Origin of the sequence: Mycobacterium arosiense ATCC BAA-1401 = DSM 45069 (assembly GCF_002086125.1) — a bacterium.
Classification (GTDB): Bacteria; Actinomycetota; Actinomycetes; order Mycobacteriales; family Mycobacteriaceae; genus Mycobacterium; species Mycobacterium arosiense.
The window spans coordinates 1-15,835 of record NZ_MVHG01000109.1 but is presented as its reverse complement, the minus strand read 5'-3'; the positions used below and the strand labels follow the sequence as shown (position 1 = coordinate 15,835).

Below are 15,835 nucleotides of genomic sequence, written 5' to 3'. Positions count from 1 at the left end.
TCCGCATCCCCAAGCGCGCACAAACACATGAGGCAACGAATCCACCCTCGCGCGCATCTTGACGTGAGGCAACACGCACTGACCCAGACCTATCGGCAGGTCCCACGGAGTGGATAGACCGGCAGGTGGGATATGTCATGGCAGCGCGGTACGCAGGCGAGAAGCCGCCAAACGCCTAGGGCTGCGGGCGACGGCTCACGAACTGGCGTCGCACTCCGCTGAGCGGATCGGTGAACTCGATGCGCTGCGCCAGCAGCCGCAGCGGCGTGCTGAAGTCGTCGGCCGCGACGTCAATGACGTTGGGATACAACGTGTCACCCTCGATCGGTATGCCCAGCGCGGCCATGTGCAGGCGCAGCTGGTGGGTGCGGCCGGTGCGCGGTGTCAGCCGGTACAGCCCGTCCGGCGATATCAGCTCCACGTGCGTCTCGGCATTGGGCTCACCCGGCTCGCACACCGCCTGTAACTGGCCGCGGCGCTTGATGATTCGGCTCTTCACCACGCGCGGCAGCTCTAGCTCCGGATCGACGGCGGCCCGGGCCAGATAGGTCTTGCTCACCAGACCGCGCGAGAACAGCGTCTGGTAGGCGCCGCGCGCCTCGCGCCGCGCGGTGAACAACAGCACCCCGGCGGTCAGCCGGTCCAGCCGGTGCGCCGGGCTCAGCTCGGGCAGTTCCAGTTCGCGGCGCAGCCGCACCAGCGCGGTCTGCGCGACGTGGCGCCCGCGGGGCATGGTGGCCAGGAAGTGCGGTTTGTCGACCACCACGATGTCTTCGTCGCGGTGCAGCACCGGCATGTCGAACGGAACGGGCACCTCATCCGGCAGCTCGCGATACAGGTAGACGCTCGCACCGGCGGGAAGCACTGTGCCGCAGTCGATTACCGCGCCATCGGCACCGACGACCTCGCCTGCCAGCACCTTGGCGCGTGCCCGCGCGCCGAACCGGGCGGTGAGTTCGGCCAGCACTTGGCCGCCCAGCAGCCGCACCCGCGCCGGGCCGAGTCCGTCCCGCACGGGCAGTGGCGCCGGCCGCGCGGCCATATCAGGGCCTCAACTGAGCGGGACCGGCTCGAGGATTTCGGCGCGCGCCTCGGGCGCGCTCGCCCGCAATTCGTCCGCGGACACATCGTCGGGCTGGGCCTGGGACAGGATCTCGGCCTCCACCCGGGCGGTGTAGTTCGCGACCTCACGCTCGATGTCCTCGGCCGACCAGCCCAGCACCGGCGCGACCACGTCGGCGACCTCGCGGGCGCAGTGGACGCCGCGGTGCGAGTATTCGATGGAGATGCGCATCCGGCGGGCCAGGATGTCCTCCAAATGCAGTGCGCCCTCGGCGGTTACGGCATACAGCGCCTCCACCCGCAGGTAGCCGGGGGCCTCCTTGATCGGGTTTAGCAGATCGGGCCTTTCGGTCGCCAGCGCCAGCACGTCGCCGATCAGCGAGCCGTAGCGGTCCAGCAGATGACGCACCCGATAGGGATGTAGGCCCTGCAACTCGGCGACGTGTTCGGCCTGGTTGATCAGCGCGAAATAGCCGTCGGCGCCCAGCAGACTGACCTTCTCGGTGATCGACGGCGCCACCCGGGCCGGAATGAATTGGGCCGCAGCGTCAATCGCGTCGGCGGCCATCACCCGATAGGTGGTGTACTTGCCCCCGGCGATGGCGACCAGGCCGGGCGCGGGCACCGCCACCGCGTGCTCCCGGGAGAGCTTGGAGGTCTCCTCGCTCTCCCCGGCCAGCAGGGGGCGCAGCCCCGCGTACACCCCGTCGATGTCGGCATGGGTGAGCGGGATGGCCAGCACCGTGTTGACGGTCTGCAAAATGTAGTCGATGTCGGCCTTGGTGGCCGCGGGGTGGGCCAGGTCGAGTTTCCAGTCGGTGTCGGTGGTGCCGATGATCCAGTGGCTGCCCCACGGGATGACGAACATCACCGACTTCGCGGTGCGCAGGATGATCGCGACGTCGCTGACGATGCGGTCGCGCGGCACGACGACGTGCACGCCCTTGGACGCCCGGACCTGAAATCGGCCGCGCTGCTTGGACAGTGCCTGGATCTCGTCGGTCCACACGCCGGTCGCGTTGACCACCACATGCCCGCGGACCTCGGTGATCGCGCCGTCCTCGGAGTCGCGGACGCGCACCCCGGTCACCCGATCACCCTCGCGCAGCATGGCGACCACCTGCGTGGAGGTGCGCACCACCACGCCGTAATGCGCGGCGGTGCGCGCGACGGTCATGGTGTGCCGGGCGTCGTCGACAACCGTGTCGTAGTAACGGATTCCACCGATCAGCGAGCTGCGCTTGAGGCCAGGGCTCAACCGCAAGGCGCCAGCGCGCGTCAAATGCTTCTGTGCCGGAACAGATTTCGCGCCGCCGAGCCGGTCATACAGAAAGATCCCGGCGGCGATGTAGGGGCGCTCCCACACGCGATTGGTCAGCGGGAACAGAAACGGCATGGGCTTGACCAGATGCGGCGCCAGCTTGGTCAGCGACAGCTCACGCTCGTAGAGCGCCTCGCGGACCAGCCCGAACTCCAGCTGTTCGAGGTAGCGCAGGCCGCCGTGGAACATCTTCGACGAGCGGCTCGAGGTGCCCGAGGCGAAGTCGCGCGCCTCCACCAGCGCCACCTTGAGCCCGCGGGTCGCGGCGTCCAGCGCGCAGCCCGACCCCACCACGCCGCCACCGATCACCACCACGTCGAACTGCTCGGTGCCCAGCCGCTCCCAGGCCCTTTCGCGCTGCCGCGGCCCCAGCACGGATACCGGTGAGCTGCGCTGGGTGGGATCAGTCACGACCAGGACTCCTCACTGGGGAAATTCCTCCTCGGTTACCGGTCAGTAAGACGTGCTGCACCAAGGCTAGTCGCTAGTCCAGGTCGTCGTGCGCCATCAGCCGCCGCGCGGCCTCGGTGATCGAGCCGGACAACGAGGGATAAACCGCCAGCGTCTGAGCCAGCTCGTTGACGGTGATGCGGTTGGTCACCGCGACGGCGATCGGCAGGATCAGCTCGGAGGCGATCGGTGCCACCACCACGCCACCGATCACCACGCCGGTGGCCTGGCGGCAGAAGAGTTTGACGAAACCCTGCCGCAGGCCCGACATCTTGGCGCGCGCGTTGGTGCGCAACGGGAGCATCACGGTGCGGGCCGGCACCGAACCGTCGTCGATCATCGTCTGCGGGACCCCGACGGCGGCGATCTCGGGTCTGGTGAACACCGTCGCCGCCACCGTCCGCAGCCGGATCGGGCTGACGCCCTCGCCCAGCGCGTGATACATCGCGATCCGGCCCTGCATGGCCGCGACCGAGGCCAGCGGCAACAGCCCGGTGCAGTCACCGGCGGCGTAGATGCCTGCCACCGACGTCCGCGACACCCGGTCCACGGTCAGGTACCCGCCGCGGCCCACCTCGATGCCGACCCGCTCCAGCCCCAGGCCGCCGGTGTTGGGGACCGACCCGATCGTCATCAGCGCGTGGCTGCCCTCGACCGTGCGCCCGTCGACCAGCGTGACCAGCACGCCGTCCTCGGTGCGCGTGACCGACTGCGCGCGAGCGTTTTTGACCAGTTCGACGCCGCGTTCGGAGAACGCCTCCTCGAGGACCAGGGCGGCGTCGGCGTCCTCATAGGGCAGCACCCGGTCGCGGCTGGCGACCACGGTCACCGGCACACCCAATTCGGTGTAGGCGTGCACGAATTCGGCGCCGGTGACACCGGACCCGACCACGATGAGGTGCTCGGGCAGCGCCTTGAGGTCGTAGAGCTGGCGCCAGGTCAGAATCCGCTCGCCGTCCGGCGGCGCCGACGGCAGCACCCGCGGGCTGGCGCCGGTGGCGATCAGCACGACGTCGGCCTCGTATTCGCTGGTAGCGGGGCCTTCGGGCCCCGGATCCGAATGTGTCGCTTTGACACGGTGGCAGGCCAGCCCGGGGGTGGGGTCGATCAGCTCGCCGCGGCCCGCCACCACGTGCACGCCCATGCTGAGCAGCTGATCGGTGATGTCGGCCGACTGCTCGGAGGCGAGTTGCTTCACCCGGGCATGGATCTGCGGCAGCGAGATCTTGGCGTCGTCGATGTCGATGTCGAACCCCAGGCGCGGCGCCCGGCGCAACTCGGTGCGCAGCCAGGTCGAGGCGATAAACGTCTTGGACGGCACGCAGTCTGCGAGCACCGCCGCGCCGCCGATGCCGTCGGAGTCGATCACCGTGACGCGGGTCGTGTCGGGATGGGAGGTGGCGGCCACCAGCGCGGCCTCGTAACCGGCCGGGCCGCCACCGAGAATCACGATGCGGGTCACCACAGCCCCCAACCTAACGAAGCGGCCAGGGCCCCGCGAATGCTCGGGGGAAGACCGGCCGGCGCCGGACGTCTAAGCTTTCCCCGTGCCGCTCTACGCCGCGTACGGGTCGAACATGGACCCCGAGCAGATGCAGAAACGCGCGCCCCATTCGCCGATGGCCGGGACCGGCTGGCTGCACGGGTGGAGATTGACCTTCGGCGGCGAGGACATCGGCTGGGAGGGCGCGCTGGCCAGCGTCGTCGAGGACCCGGGGTCGAAGGTGTTCGTCGTCCTCTATGACATGACGCCCGCCGACGAGAACAGCCTGGACCGCTGGGAGGGCTCGGAGTTCGGCGTGCACAAGAAGATCCGGTGCCGGGTGGAGCGGATATCGTCGGACACCGACACCGATCCGGTTTTGGCATGGTTGTACGTGCTGGACGCCTGGGAAGGCGGCATGCCGTCGGCCCGGTATCTGGGGGTGATGGCCGACGCCGCCGAAATCGCCGGAGCGCCAAGTGATTACGTGCACTGGCTGCGCACCCGCCCGGCCCGCAACATCGGCCCCGGGACCAGCGCCTGATCTGTAGCGCGAGCGTGCGTGTTTGTGCCTCGACACGCCGTCGTAGCCGGCAGTCTGCGCACCTTCACGCGGCCTTTCGCAGATGTGCCTCGAGCCGGCGGACAAGTTCGCGTGGCCGATATCGGACATCCCCGGCAATGATGGGCACTATCAACCACCCCAGCTCCTGGAGCGCCGACGAGCGTCGGCGGTCGCGGAGAAACGCGTCCGTCCCGCTGTGCCATTCGACGCCGTCGTACTCGGCCCCCACCCGAAGCTCGGGCCAGGCGAAATCGAGCCGCCAGATACGTCCCTGCAGGTCGACGACCTCGTATTGCAGTCTCGGCGGAGGCAAGCCGCCGTCGATCATGACAAGCCGTGCCTCACTTTCCATCGGCGACTCGGCGAGCGGCGAGGCCACGGCGAGCAGCTCACGCGCTGCGACGACGCCGCGCCGGCCGGACTGCTGCCTGAGCGTCCTCGTCAGGTCGTCTCGGCTGCACGTCCCGCTGCGCAACGCAGCGTCCAATGTGGCCAGCGCGCGCGACCGGGGCAGCCCGCGGACGACCTCGATCGCCGTCCAGGCCGGCGTAGTGACCGGCCGCCCCGCCACCGTCGCCAGTGGCGCGCCCGCACGGCGATGTACGACCAGCCCCCGGGTCGGACGCAACTGTCTCCCGGCCGGATTGAGCACGTGCAAGGACGGATCCCGTTCGGTATCAAACCCGTGCACCTCCGCGGCGGTGTTCAGGCACGCCGCGACCGTGGTGCCGGTCGCCAAGTCCAGTCCGCGTAACCGCAGTGTGGTGGTCATCTCACCGCGGCCGTAGATGCCGTACCAAACCTTGTGCAGCACACCGTATTTGAGCGCAGATTCCAGGCCGCGACGGGTGAGGTGCGTCAACGCTTGGGCGGAGGTGACCACGCCGCCTTGCGCGTCGAACAGCTGGCAGAGCTGCGCATCCACGCCGGCCATGGTCCGGCCACGTCGGAATGCCGGCAAATCACCCTTGTGGGTAGCGCCGAGCGTGCGCAGAATGCCAGCGGGAATCGGCGCGTCGCGTACAAACACGCACCGTCGCGGAAGGGGGCTCCTAGGACCGCTCGAACGCGGCCGACTGCTCGACGATGTTGGTCATCACGCGCAGCCCGATCGGCAGGGCCCGCTCGTCGAGGTTGAACGTCGGTTGGTGCAGGTCGAGCTGCGGCCCCACCCCGGACCACACGCCGAGGCGCGCCATCGCACCCGGGATCTCCTCGAGGTACCAGGAGAAGTCCTCGCCACCCCCGGACTGACGGGTGTCGGCCAGCGCGTCCGGGCCGACGGCTTCGATCGCGTGGGTGAGGATGCGCGTCGAAAGGTCCTCGTTGACCACCGGCGGCACGCCGCGCCGGTATTGCAGCGTGTGTTCGATGGCCAGCGGCGCCAGCAGCCCCGACACCGTCTCGCGGATGATCTCCTCCAGGCCCACCCAGGTCTGACGGCTGGCGGTCCGCACGGTCCCGGCCAGCACGCCGCTTTGCGGAATGGCATTGGCGGCCACCCCGGCATTAACGGCGCCCCACACCAGCACGGTGCCGTTGCGCGGGTCGATGCGCCGCGACAACACCCCGGGCAGCCCGGTGATCAGTGTGCCGAGCCCGTACACCAGGTCGGCGGTCAGGTGCGGGCGCGACGTGTGCCCGCCGGGCGAATACAGCGTGATCTCGATCTGGTCGGCCGCCGAGGTGATGGGGCCGTGCCGGACCGCGACCTTGCCCACCTCCAGCCGGGGGTCGCAGTGCAGGGCGAAGATCCGCGACACCCCGGTGATGGCGCCGGCCGCGATGGCGTCGATCGCCCCGCCGGGCATCAGCTCCTCGGCGGCCTGGAAGATCAGCCGCACCCCGACCGGCAACTCGGGCACCGACGCCAGCACCAGGGCGGTGCCCAGCAGGATCGCGGTGTGCGCGTCGTGGCCGCAGGCGTGCGCGACGTTGGGCATGGTGGACGCGTAGGGGGCGTCGGTGCGCTCGGCCATCGGCAGGGCGTCCATGTCGGCCCGCAACGCGATCCGCGGCTCGTGCTCGGGCCCGAGGTCGCAGACCAGCCCCGTTCCGCCGGGCAGCACCTTCGGGTTGAGCCCGGCCTCGGCCAGCCGTTCGGCGACGAACTGGGTGGTGGCGTACTCCTGGCGGCCCAGCTCGGGATAGCGGTGAATGTGCCGGCGCCATTCGACCAGGTCTTGGTGGTGGGTCGCCAGCCACGAATCGGCGGCGTCGAGCAGGCTCATGATGGCGCCCCGGCCCGCCGGCGCTCCCGGGCGTCCATCACCCGGTCGCGCTGGGCGGGCGTCTGGGCCAGCTGGACCACTGTGCGCGCCAACATGATCGCGCCCTCGACGACCGCGCGGTCGGCGCTGGGACCGGCGGCGGCCTCGGCGAAGGCGCGCTGGTGAACCATCGCGCCGCCGGCGTCGACCCCGACGATGGGGTGAATCGCCGGCAGCACCTGCGTCACGTTGCCCATGTCGGTGCTGCCCATGGGCAACGAGGACTCGTACTCGCGGGCCAGCGGCTGGCGGCCGAGCCGGCACATCTCCTCGCGGAAGACGTCGGCCAGCCATTCGTCGGGCCGCAGCTCGTCGTACGCCGGTGCGGGGTTGTCGATTTCGTATTCGCACCCGGTGGCCAGGGCGCCCGCGGCGAAGCACGCGTACACCCTGCCCTCCAGCTCGCGCAGCGAATCGGATTCGACCGCGCGCATCGCGTACTGAACCGCCGCGCGGCCGGGGATGACGTTGACCGCCTGGCCGCCGTCGGTGACGATCCCGTGCACCAGCTGCCCGGGCGCCAGTTGCTGGCGCAGCAGACCGATGGCCACCTGCGCCACGGTCACCGCGTCGACGGCGTTGACCCCCAGGTGCGGCGCGACGGCGGCGTGGGATTCCTTGCCGCGGTAATTCACGGTCGCCTCGGACAGGGCCAGCGAGCGGGCTGCGGCGATGTCAACCGGTCCCGGGTGCAACATGACCGCCGCGGCGATGTCGTCGAACACCCCGGCCTTCAGCAGCAGCGCCTTGCCGCCGCCGGCCTCCTCGGCCGGCGTCCCCAGCAGCGACACCCGCAGGCCCAGCTCGTCGGCCACCTCGGCCAGCGCCAGCGCCGTGCCCACCGCCGACGCCGCGATGATGTTGTGGCCGCAGGCGTGGCCGATCTCGGGCAGCGCGTCGTATTCGGCGCAGATGCCGATGGTCAGCGGCCCGCTGCCGAAGTCGGCGCGAAAGGCGGTGTCCAGCCCGCCGGCGGTCGCGGTGATCTCGAAGCCGCGTTCGGCGACCAGTGCCTGCGCCTTGGCGCAGCTGCGATGCTCGGCGAACGCCAGCTCGGGCTCGGCGTGGATGGCATGGGACAACTCGACCAGGTCGGCACCACGCCGCCGCACGACATCTTCGACGCTGTCTAACGGGGTAGTGGGCACTCTCGCAGTATCTCACTCACCGGTCTGCGGCCCCGTGGGCCTGAAAGCTACACCCGCCCGGCGATGAAACTGGCCGCCTGACCCGGATACGGCGGCTCCTCGTAGACGTGGTGCGCATCCCGGTCGCGGCCGCCGACGACGCAGACGGGGTCGCCGTCGCTGCACAGATCGATGGCGCGCCCGGCGAAGGCACCCGTCGACGACAGCGGCGTGTTGAAGCGGTTGCCGGGGTTGCCGAACACCGCGACGGCCCGGATCTTGCCGGCGAGCCCGGGATCCAGCGCGGGCGCCGATCCGAAGTTGCCGATCCGCTGGCCGACCGGCGGCACCCCCGCGAGCATCGAGACCGCGGCGGCGCCCTGCGAGAAGCCGCCGAGCGCCAGCCGCGTCGACGGGCACTGGTCGACCATCTGCGCGATGTGGTCGCGCGCGTCGTTGGCGCCGTCGGCGGTGGTCAAGAAGTTGTAGCTGGCCGGGTAGTTCACCGCGTAGGAGTCGACGCTGCGCGACCCCAGCGCGGGTTGCAGCGCGGCGAACAGCGCGTCGCCGACGGCCCCCAAACCGGGCGGCTCGGCGGTGCCCCGGATGAAGATGAGCTGCACGTCCGGGCAGTCCGCCCTGGCCGCCGGCGCCGGGCCGACCGTGATCGAAACCACCGACAGCACAACAGCGACGGCCACGCCCATGACCGGTCCGACCACCGGCCACCTACGAAGATTCATACGGCAGATCCTGACATATACCGGCGACACCTCCCCACCGATAGGCTCCCGCTGTGACCCAAACCCCGTCCGACCCAGGCGAGCTCGCGCGCCGGGCGGCCGAGGTCATCGCCGAACGCACCGGAGTCGCCGAACATGACGTCGCCATCGTGCTCGGGTCGGGCTGGCCGCCGGCCGTCGCCGCGCTGGGTACGCCCACCGCCGTGCTGCCCCAGGCGGAGGTGCCCGGTTTTCGGCCGCCCACCGCGGTCGGCCACACCGGCGAGCTGTTGTCCATGCGCATCGGTGCCCACCGGGTGCTGGTGTTGGTCGGGCGCATCCACGCCTACGAGGGCCACGACCTGTGTCACGTCGTGCACTCGGTGCGGGCGGCCTGCGCGGCCGGCGTGCGCGCCGTCGTGCTCACCAACGCGGCGGGCGGCCTGCGCCAGGACATGACCGTCGGCGAACCCGTGCTGATCAGCGACCATCTGAACCTGACCGCCCGTTCGCCGCTGGTCGGCCCGCAGTTCGTGGACCTCACCGACGCCTACTCGCCGCGGCTGCGCGAACTCGCCCGCCAGGCCGACCCCACGCTGACCGAAGGCGTCTACGCCGGGCTGCCCGGCCCGCACTACGAGACCCCGGCCGAAATTCGGATGCTGCTGACGCTGGGAGCCGACCTGGTCGGCATGTCCACGGTGCACGAGACCATCGCCGCCCGGGCGGCCGGCGCCGAGGTGCTCGGGGTGTCGCTGGTGACCAACCTGGCCGCCGGGCTCAGCGGCGAACCGCTCAGCCACGCCGAGGTGCTTGCGGCCGGAGCCGCGGCGGCAGCCCGGATGGGCGCTCTGCTGGCGCTGATCCTCGAGCAGCTTCCCCGGTTCTAGGGCTATGACGCCCGAGGAGTGGATCGCCCACGATCCCGACCCGCGGACGGCCGCCGAACTTTCCGCCTGCGACCCGGGTGAACTCGCCGCGCGGTTCGCCCGCCCGTTGACGTTCGGCACGGCCGGCCTGCGCGGCCCGGTGCGCGGCGGACCCGACGCCATGAACGTCGCCGTGGTTTCCCGGGTCACCTGGGCGGTGGCGCAGGTGCTGATCGGGCGCGGCCTGGGCGGCTCGCCGGTGATCGTGGGACGCGACGCCCGGCACGGGTCGGCCGTGTTCGCCGCCGTGACGGCTGAAGTGCTTGCCGCCCAGGGGTTTTCGGTGCTTCTCCTGCCCGGCCCGGTGCCCACTCCGGTGGTGGCGTTCGCGGTGCGCCACACCGGTGCGACGGCCGGGATCCAGATCACCGCATCGCACAACCCGCCCGCCGACAACGGCTACAAGGTCTATTTCGAGGGCGGCATCCAGATCGTCTCCCCCACCGACCGCGAGATCGAGGCCGCCATGGCCGCCGCCCCGCCGGCCGACCGGATCGGCAGGGCCCCGGTCGAGCCCGCGCGGACCGATCTGGCGCGACGCTACCTCGAGCGGGCGGCCGGGTTGCGGCGCGGCAGCGGTTCGGTGCGGGTGGCATTGACCGCGCTGCACGGGGTGGGCGGCGCGGTGGCCGTCGAGGCGTTGCATCGCGCGGGGTTCGCCGAAGTGCATTCCGTCGGAGCGCAATTCGCACCCGACCCGGATTTCCCCACGGTCGCGTTCCCCAACCCCGAGGAGCCCGGCGCCACCGACGCGCTGCTGGCCCTGGCCGCGGACGTCGACGCCGACGTGGCGATCGCGCTGGACCCCGACGCCGACCGATGCGCCGTCGGCATTCCCGACACCCACGGGTGGCGGATGCTGTCCGGTGACGAAACCGGTTGGCTGCTAGGCGATTACATACTTTCGACATCCAAGGCACTGACACCGGTGGTGGCCAGCACGGTGGTGTCGTCGCGGATGCTGTCGGCCATCGCCGCGCGCCACGGCGCCGTCCACGTCGAAACCCTCACCGGTTTCAAATGGCTGGCCCGCGCCGACGCCGACGTGCCCGGCGGCACACTGGTCTACGCCTACGAGGAAGCGATCGGGCACTGCGTCGACCCCGAATCCGTACGCGATAAGGACGGCATCAGCGCCGCGGTGCTGGTGTGCGATCTGGTGGCCTCGGCCCGACAACGGGGCCGGACCGTTTGCAACCTGCTCGACGAGCTGGCCCGGCGGCACGGGGTGCACGACGTCGCCGCGGTGTCGCGCCGGGTCGCCGATGCGGCCGAGGCGGCCGAACTGATGCGGCGGTGGCGCGCGGACCCACCGGAAACGCTGGCCGGATACGCCGCGAACCTCACCGAGGGCACCGACGCGCTGATCTTCACCGCCGGCGACGACGGCACATCGATCAGGCTGGTGGTGCGTCCGTCCGGGACCGAGCCGAAACTCAAGTGCTATTTGGAGATTCGTTGCGCGGTCGACGACGACCTGAGCTCTTCGCGGCGGCGCGCCCGCGCCCTGCGCGAGCAGCTGGTGGCTGCGGTAGGAAGCTGGTGAAAAGGTAGGGCCCGAATTGGCGGTCACCGGCGTCGCCGAGTCCGGGCACGATGTAGGCCGACTTGTTCAGCCCCTTGTCGATCGCGGCGGTGAACACCCGCGCGTCCGGCGCCGCTTTCTCCACCGCCGCAAGGCCTTCCGGAGCGGCCACCACACATAGTGCGGTGAGCTCCGTTGCGCCGCGGCGCTGCAACAGACCGATGGTGTGCGCCATCGAGCCGCCGGTGGCCAGCATGGGATCGAGGATGATCACCGGTCGGCCCGCAAGCTTGTCGGGCAGCGCCTCGAGATACGGCACCGGCAGGTGGGTTTGCTCGTTGCGGGCGACACCGACGAATCCCACCTCGGCCTCCGGTATGGCCGCTACCGCCGCGTCGACCATGCCCAGCCCGGCCCGCAGCACCGGCACCAGCAGCGGCGGCTTGACCAAGCGCGTCCCGACGGTCGACGCCACCGGGGTGCGGATCCGCACCGACTTTCGCGGCGCGTCCCGATTGGCTTCGTAGACCAGTACCAGCGTCAGTGCGCGCAGCGCGGCGCGAAAACCGGCGGTATCGGTGCGTTCGTCGCGCAGCACCGTCAGCCGGACGGCGGCCAACGGGTGGTCGATGACGCACACTTCCATGGGGTCGAGGGTATATAACGATCGGGCAAAGCCCGCCTGACACGCTGCGGCCGTCGGAGGAAAACGCCTGCGCCCGTTCATATACTCCGGGCGTGTTGGACGAATTTCGAAGTCCGAGAAGGCTGGTCGCCCGAGCATACCGAGTCCTGCGGCCACTGGCCGCGTTGGCGTTGGTGGCACTTGCGGCCAGCCCGCTGACCCCGCGCATAGGCCTTGCGGCAGCGGCCATTCCGCAACCCGCGCACGTCGTGATCGTGGTCGAGGAGAACCGCTCCGAGAACGGCATCATCGGCAACAAGTCGGCGCCCTTCATCACCTCACTGGCCACCGCCGGCGCCAACATGACCCAGTCGTTCGCCGAAACCCACCCCAGCGAACCGAATTATCTGGCGCTGTTCGCCGGCAACACCTTCGGGGTGAACAAGGACCTGTGCCCGGTCAACGGCGGCGCCGCGCCCAACCTCGGATCGGAATTGCTCGCCGCGGGCTACACCTTCGTCGGCTTCGCCGAAGGGCTGCCCGCGGCCGGCTCGCCGGTCTGCAGCGCGGGCAAGTACGCGCGCAAGCACGTGCCCTGGGCCAACTTCACCAATGTGCCGGCGGCGAACTCGCTGCCGTTCTCCGCGTTCCCGATGGGCAACTACGCCAGCCTGCCCACCGTGTCGTTCGTCATCCCCAACAACGACGACAACATGCACGACGGCTCGATCGCGCAGGCCGACTCCTGGCTGAACCGCAACCTGTCCGGGTACGCGAACTGGGCGGTGGCCAACAACAGCCTGCTGATCGTCACGTTCGACGAAGACGATAACGGCAGCCACAACCAGATCCCGACGGTGTTCTACGGCGCCCACGTCCGGCCCGGCAACTACGGCGAACAAATCAACCACTACAACGTGCTGTCCACGGTGGAGCAGATGTACGGGTTGCCCAAGACCGGGTACGCCGCCAACGCGGCGCCCATCACCGATATCTGGGGCTAGCCCGGTGGAGGTGCCCCCGTCCCCGGCTCCGCCGCGCTCACGATCGCCGCAGGCCCGATGGCGGCGACCCGTTTCGCCCGGCTCCGCCGCGCTCACGATCGCCGCAGGCCCGATGGCGGCGACCCGTTTCGCCCGGCTCCGCCGCGCTCACGATCGCCGCTGGCCCGATGGCGGCGACCCGTTTCGCCCGGCTCCGCCGCGCTCACGATCGCCGCAGGCCCGATGGCGGCGACCCGTTTCGCCCGGCTCCGCCGCGCTCACGATCGCCGCAGGCCCGATGGCGGCGACCCGTTTCGCCCGGCTCCGCCGCGCTCACGATCGCCGCTCGTCGCTATTGTGTGCCGCATGGCTGCTGACCTCGTGCCCATCCGCCTGAGCCTGTCCGATGGTGACCGCTACACCGTGTGGGCGCCCCGCTGGCGTGACTCCGGCGATGAGTGGGAGGCCTTCCTGGGCAAGGACGAGGACCTGTTCGCGTTCGCTTCCGTGGCGGACCTGGTTGCCTTCGTGCGTTCCGACGACGGCAACGACCTAGCCGACCACCCGTCGTGGGACCAGGTGTGTTCGGCGCACGCGCACGCCTTCGAACCGGCCGAGGACAAGCAGTTCGACCTCGTCGCCGTCGAGGAGCTGGTGGCGGAGAAGCCCACCGAGGAGTCGGTGACCGCGCTGGCCGGCACCCTGGCCATCGTGTCCTCCATCGGGTCGGTGTGCGAGCTGGCGGCGGTGTCGAAGTTCTTCAACGGCAACCCCATCCTGGGCACCGTTTCCGGCGGCATCGAGCACTTCACCGGCAAGGCCGGCACCAGGCGCTGGAATGCGATCGCCGAGGTGATCGGCCGCAGCTGGGACGACGTGCTCGCCGCGATCGACGGCATCGTGACCACCCCCGAGGTCGACGAAAAGCTGTCGGAGAAGGCGGCCGACGAGCTCGCCGAGGAGCGCGAAGAAGAAGAGGCGGACGAGGACACCGTCGATGCCGCCGGCGAGGCCGTCGAGGAATCCGCGGACCCCGAAGACGAGGCCGAGAACGAAGACGAGGGCGAGGCCACCGCAGAGCGGGCGACCGGCGACACCGTGGTGCTGGGTGGCGACAAGGACTTCTGGCTGCAGGTGGGGATCGACCCCATCCGGATCATGACGAGTTCTGGCACCTTTTGCACGCTGCGCTGCTACCTGGACGATCGGCCGATCTTCCTGGGCCGCAACGGACGCATCAGCGTCTTCACCTCCGAGCGCGCGCTGGCCCGCTACCTGGCCGACGAGCACGACCACGACCTGGCCGACCTGAGCACCTACGACGACATCCGCACCGCCGCGACCGACGGCTCGCTGGCGGTGGAGATCACCGAGGACAACATCTATGTGCTCAGCGGGCTGGCCGACGACCTGGCCGACGGGCCGGACGCCGTCGATCGCGAGCAGCTGGAGCTGGCCGTCGAGGTGCTCCGCGACATCGGCGACTACTCCGAGGATTCCGCCGTCGACAAGGCGCTCGAGCCCAACCGGCCGCTGGGCAAGTTGGTCGCCGCCGTGCTCGAGCCCGACTCGGCCCCCAAGCCGTCACCGCCGTATGCCGCGGCGGTCCGCGAGTGGGAGAAACTGGAACAGTTCGTCGACGGTCGGCTGCGCCGCGAGTAGCGCCATCGTTTGACGGTTACCGGCTGGACGGGAAGGTTGGGTGACGTGTCGCTTCCCGGTATCGGCCCGCTACCCCTCTACGGGTTCCAGCGTCCGAGCCTGTTGTTGTTCGGCTTGGTGCCGCTGGCCCTGCTGGCCGTCTACGTCTACGTCGCGGCCCGGCGCCGCCAACGGCTGCACCGGTACACCGAAACCCCCGTGCCGCAGTCCCCGTGGCGGCACCTGCCGATCGCCGCGTCGCTGCTGAGCCTGGCGCTGTTGACCATCGCGCTGGCCACCCCCACCCACGACATGCGCATCCCGCGCAACCGCGCCGTCATCATGCTGGTGATCGACATGTCGCAGTCCATGCGGGCGACCGACGTCGAGCCCAACCGGCTCAAGGCCGCCGAACAGGCCGCCACCCAGTTCGCCGGCCAGCTCACCCCCGGCATCAACCTCGGGCTGGTCGGGTTCGCCGGCACGCCCTATCTGCTGGTGCCGCCGACCCCGCAACACCAGGCCACCATCGACGCGCTGAAGAAGCTGGACTTCGCCGACAGCACCGCAACCGGCGAGGCCATCTTCACCGCCCTGCACGCGATCAGCGCCACCGCGGTCGCCGGCGGCGACAAACCGCCGCCGGCGCGCATCGTGCTGCTCTCCGACGGCGGCGAGAACAAGCCTTCCAATCCCAGCGATCCGCACGACGGCGTCTACACCGCGGCCCGGCTGGCCAAGGACGAGGGCGTGCCGGTCTCGACGATCTCGTTCGGGACCAAGGGCGGCGAGATCGAGATGGACGGGCAGCGCATCGCCGTCCCGGTCTCGACGGATCAGATGAAGACGGTGGCCAAGCTGTCCGGCGGTCAGTCGTACACCGCCACCAACCTCGGCGAGCTCGAGAAGAGTTACAACGCCATCGAGAACGAGATCGGCTACCGCACGGTGCCGGGGCCGGGCAGCTCCGGCTGGCTGCGGCTGGGCGTGCTGACCGCCCTGATCGCGACCGCGCTGGCGCTGCTGATCAACCGCCGGCTGCCCAGCTGAGAGCCCTAGGAGCTTGCTGAATTAGTTCCGCGTGGCGGGCGTGGTCGTCGGGGGGCTTTGGGGATGATTGTTGGGTGCAGGG

At 70.2% G+C, this 15,835-nt stretch carries 14 protein-coding genes; 6 read left to right on the top strand and 8 right to left on the bottom strand.

From position 1 onward, the window contains the following. Window positions 1-175: 175 nt before the first annotated feature. The 3 genes from BST14_RS25320 to BST14_RS25310 form a co-directional block, all read right to left on the bottom strand. Entirely contained in the window at window positions 176-1,042 is an 867-nt protein-coding gene (locus tag BST14_RS25320; protein WP_083067060.1) for a pseudouridine synthase, read from the bottom strand. A gap of 9 nt (window positions 1,043-1,051) precedes the next feature. Next, window positions 1,052-2,794 (bottom strand): glycerol-3-phosphate dehydrogenase/oxidase, encoded by a 1,743-nt coding sequence (locus BST14_RS25315; protein ID WP_083067059.1) that lies wholly within the window; start codon window positions 2,792-2,794, stop codon window positions 1,052-1,054. 73 nt (window positions 2,795-2,867) lie between these two features. Then, window positions 2,868-4,298 carry an NAD(P)H-quinone dehydrogenase gene (locus tag BST14_RS25310; RefSeq protein WP_083067058.1) on the bottom strand — a complete coding sequence of 477 codons (1,431 nt, stop codon included), beginning with the start codon at window positions 4,296-4,298 and terminating at the stop codon, window positions 2,868-2,870. Between the two features lie 82 nt (window positions 4,299-4,380). On the opposite strand from BST14_RS25310, the gene BST14_RS25305 reads away from it, so the two are divergent. Continuing rightward, window positions 4,381-4,860, top strand: a complete 480-nt coding sequence (locus BST14_RS25305; protein ID WP_083067057.1) for a gamma-glutamylcyclotransferase family protein — start codon at window positions 4,381-4,383, stop codon at window positions 4,858-4,860. 64 nt (window positions 4,861-4,924) lie between these two features. Here the strand turns inward: BST14_RS25305 and BST14_RS25300 are convergent, their stop codons facing one another. The 4 genes from BST14_RS25300 to BST14_RS25285 form a co-directional block, all read right to left on the bottom strand. Continuing rightward, the gene (locus BST14_RS25300; protein WP_083067056.1) at window positions 4,925-5,815 is read right to left on the bottom strand and encodes a type IV toxin-antitoxin system AbiEi family antitoxin; all 891 of its coding nucleotides are present in this window, start codon (window positions 5,813-5,815) and stop codon (window positions 4,925-4,927) included. A 118-nt stretch (window positions 5,816-5,933) separates the two neighbouring features. Next, window positions 5,934-7,112: a M20 family metallopeptidase gene (locus BST14_RS25295; protein ID WP_083067055.1), complete on the bottom strand. Its 1,179-nt coding sequence runs from the start codon at window positions 7,110-7,112 to the stop codon at window positions 5,934-5,936. Then, window positions 7,109-8,299 carry a M20 family metallopeptidase gene (locus tag BST14_RS25290; protein ID WP_083067054.1) on the bottom strand — a complete coding sequence of 397 codons (1,191 nt, stop codon included), beginning with the start codon at window positions 8,297-8,299 and terminating at the stop codon, window positions 7,109-7,111. The genes BST14_RS25295 and BST14_RS25290 overlap by 4 nt, the downstream gene beginning before the upstream one ends. Before the next feature lie 47 nt (window positions 8,300-8,346). Further along, a complete protein-coding gene (locus tag BST14_RS25285) occupies window positions 8,347-8,961 on the bottom strand; it encodes a cutinase family protein (RefSeq protein ID WP_211280814.1) in 615 nt (204 codons plus the stop codon). 113 nt (window positions 8,962-9,074) lie between these two features. On the opposite strand from BST14_RS25285, the gene BST14_RS25280 reads away from it, so the two are divergent. Then, window positions 9,075-9,890 (top strand): purine-nucleoside phosphorylase, encoded by an 816-nt coding sequence (locus tag BST14_RS25280; protein WP_083067052.1) that lies wholly within the window; start codon window positions 9,075-9,077, stop codon window positions 9,888-9,890. Window positions 9,891-9,894: 4 nt separating this feature from the next. After that, on the top strand, window positions 9,895-11,475 hold the full coding sequence (locus BST14_RS25275; protein WP_083067051.1) for a phospho-sugar mutase: 1,581 nt from the start codon (window positions 9,895-9,897) through the stop codon (window positions 11,473-11,475). On the opposite strand, the gene upp is transcribed toward BST14_RS25275, so the two are convergent. Further along, the gene (upp, locus tag BST14_RS25270; protein ID WP_083067050.1) at window positions 11,366-12,100 is read right to left on the bottom strand and encodes a uracil phosphoribosyltransferase; all 735 of its coding nucleotides are present in this window, start codon (window positions 12,098-12,100) and stop codon (window positions 11,366-11,368) included. The genes BST14_RS25275 and upp overlap by 110 nt on opposite strands. A gap of 92 nt (window positions 12,101-12,192) precedes the next feature. Here upp and BST14_RS25265 point away from each other — a divergent pair, with 92 nt between their 5' ends. The 3 genes from BST14_RS25265 to BST14_RS25255 all read left to right on the top strand — a co-directional run bounded on the left by BST14_RS25265 (window position 12,193) and on the right by BST14_RS25255 (window position 15,753). Further along, window positions 12,193-13,083, top strand: coding sequence for an alkaline phosphatase family protein (locus BST14_RS25265; RefSeq protein ID WP_211280813.1), 891 nt, complete (start codon window positions 12,193-12,195; stop codon window positions 13,081-13,083). A gap of 345 nt (window positions 13,084-13,428) precedes the next feature. Then, on the top strand, window positions 13,429-14,724 hold the full coding sequence (gene satS / locus BST14_RS25260; RefSeq protein ID WP_083067062.1) for a protein export chaperone SatS: 1,296 nt from the start codon (window positions 13,429-13,431) through the stop codon (window positions 14,722-14,724). Between the two features lie 45 nt (window positions 14,725-14,769). Next, complete coding sequence (locus tag BST14_RS25255; protein ID WP_083067061.1) at window positions 14,770-15,753, top strand: VWA domain-containing protein; 984 nt, start codon at window positions 14,770-14,772, stop codon at window positions 15,751-15,753. Window positions 15,754-15,835 lie beyond the last annotated feature (82 nt).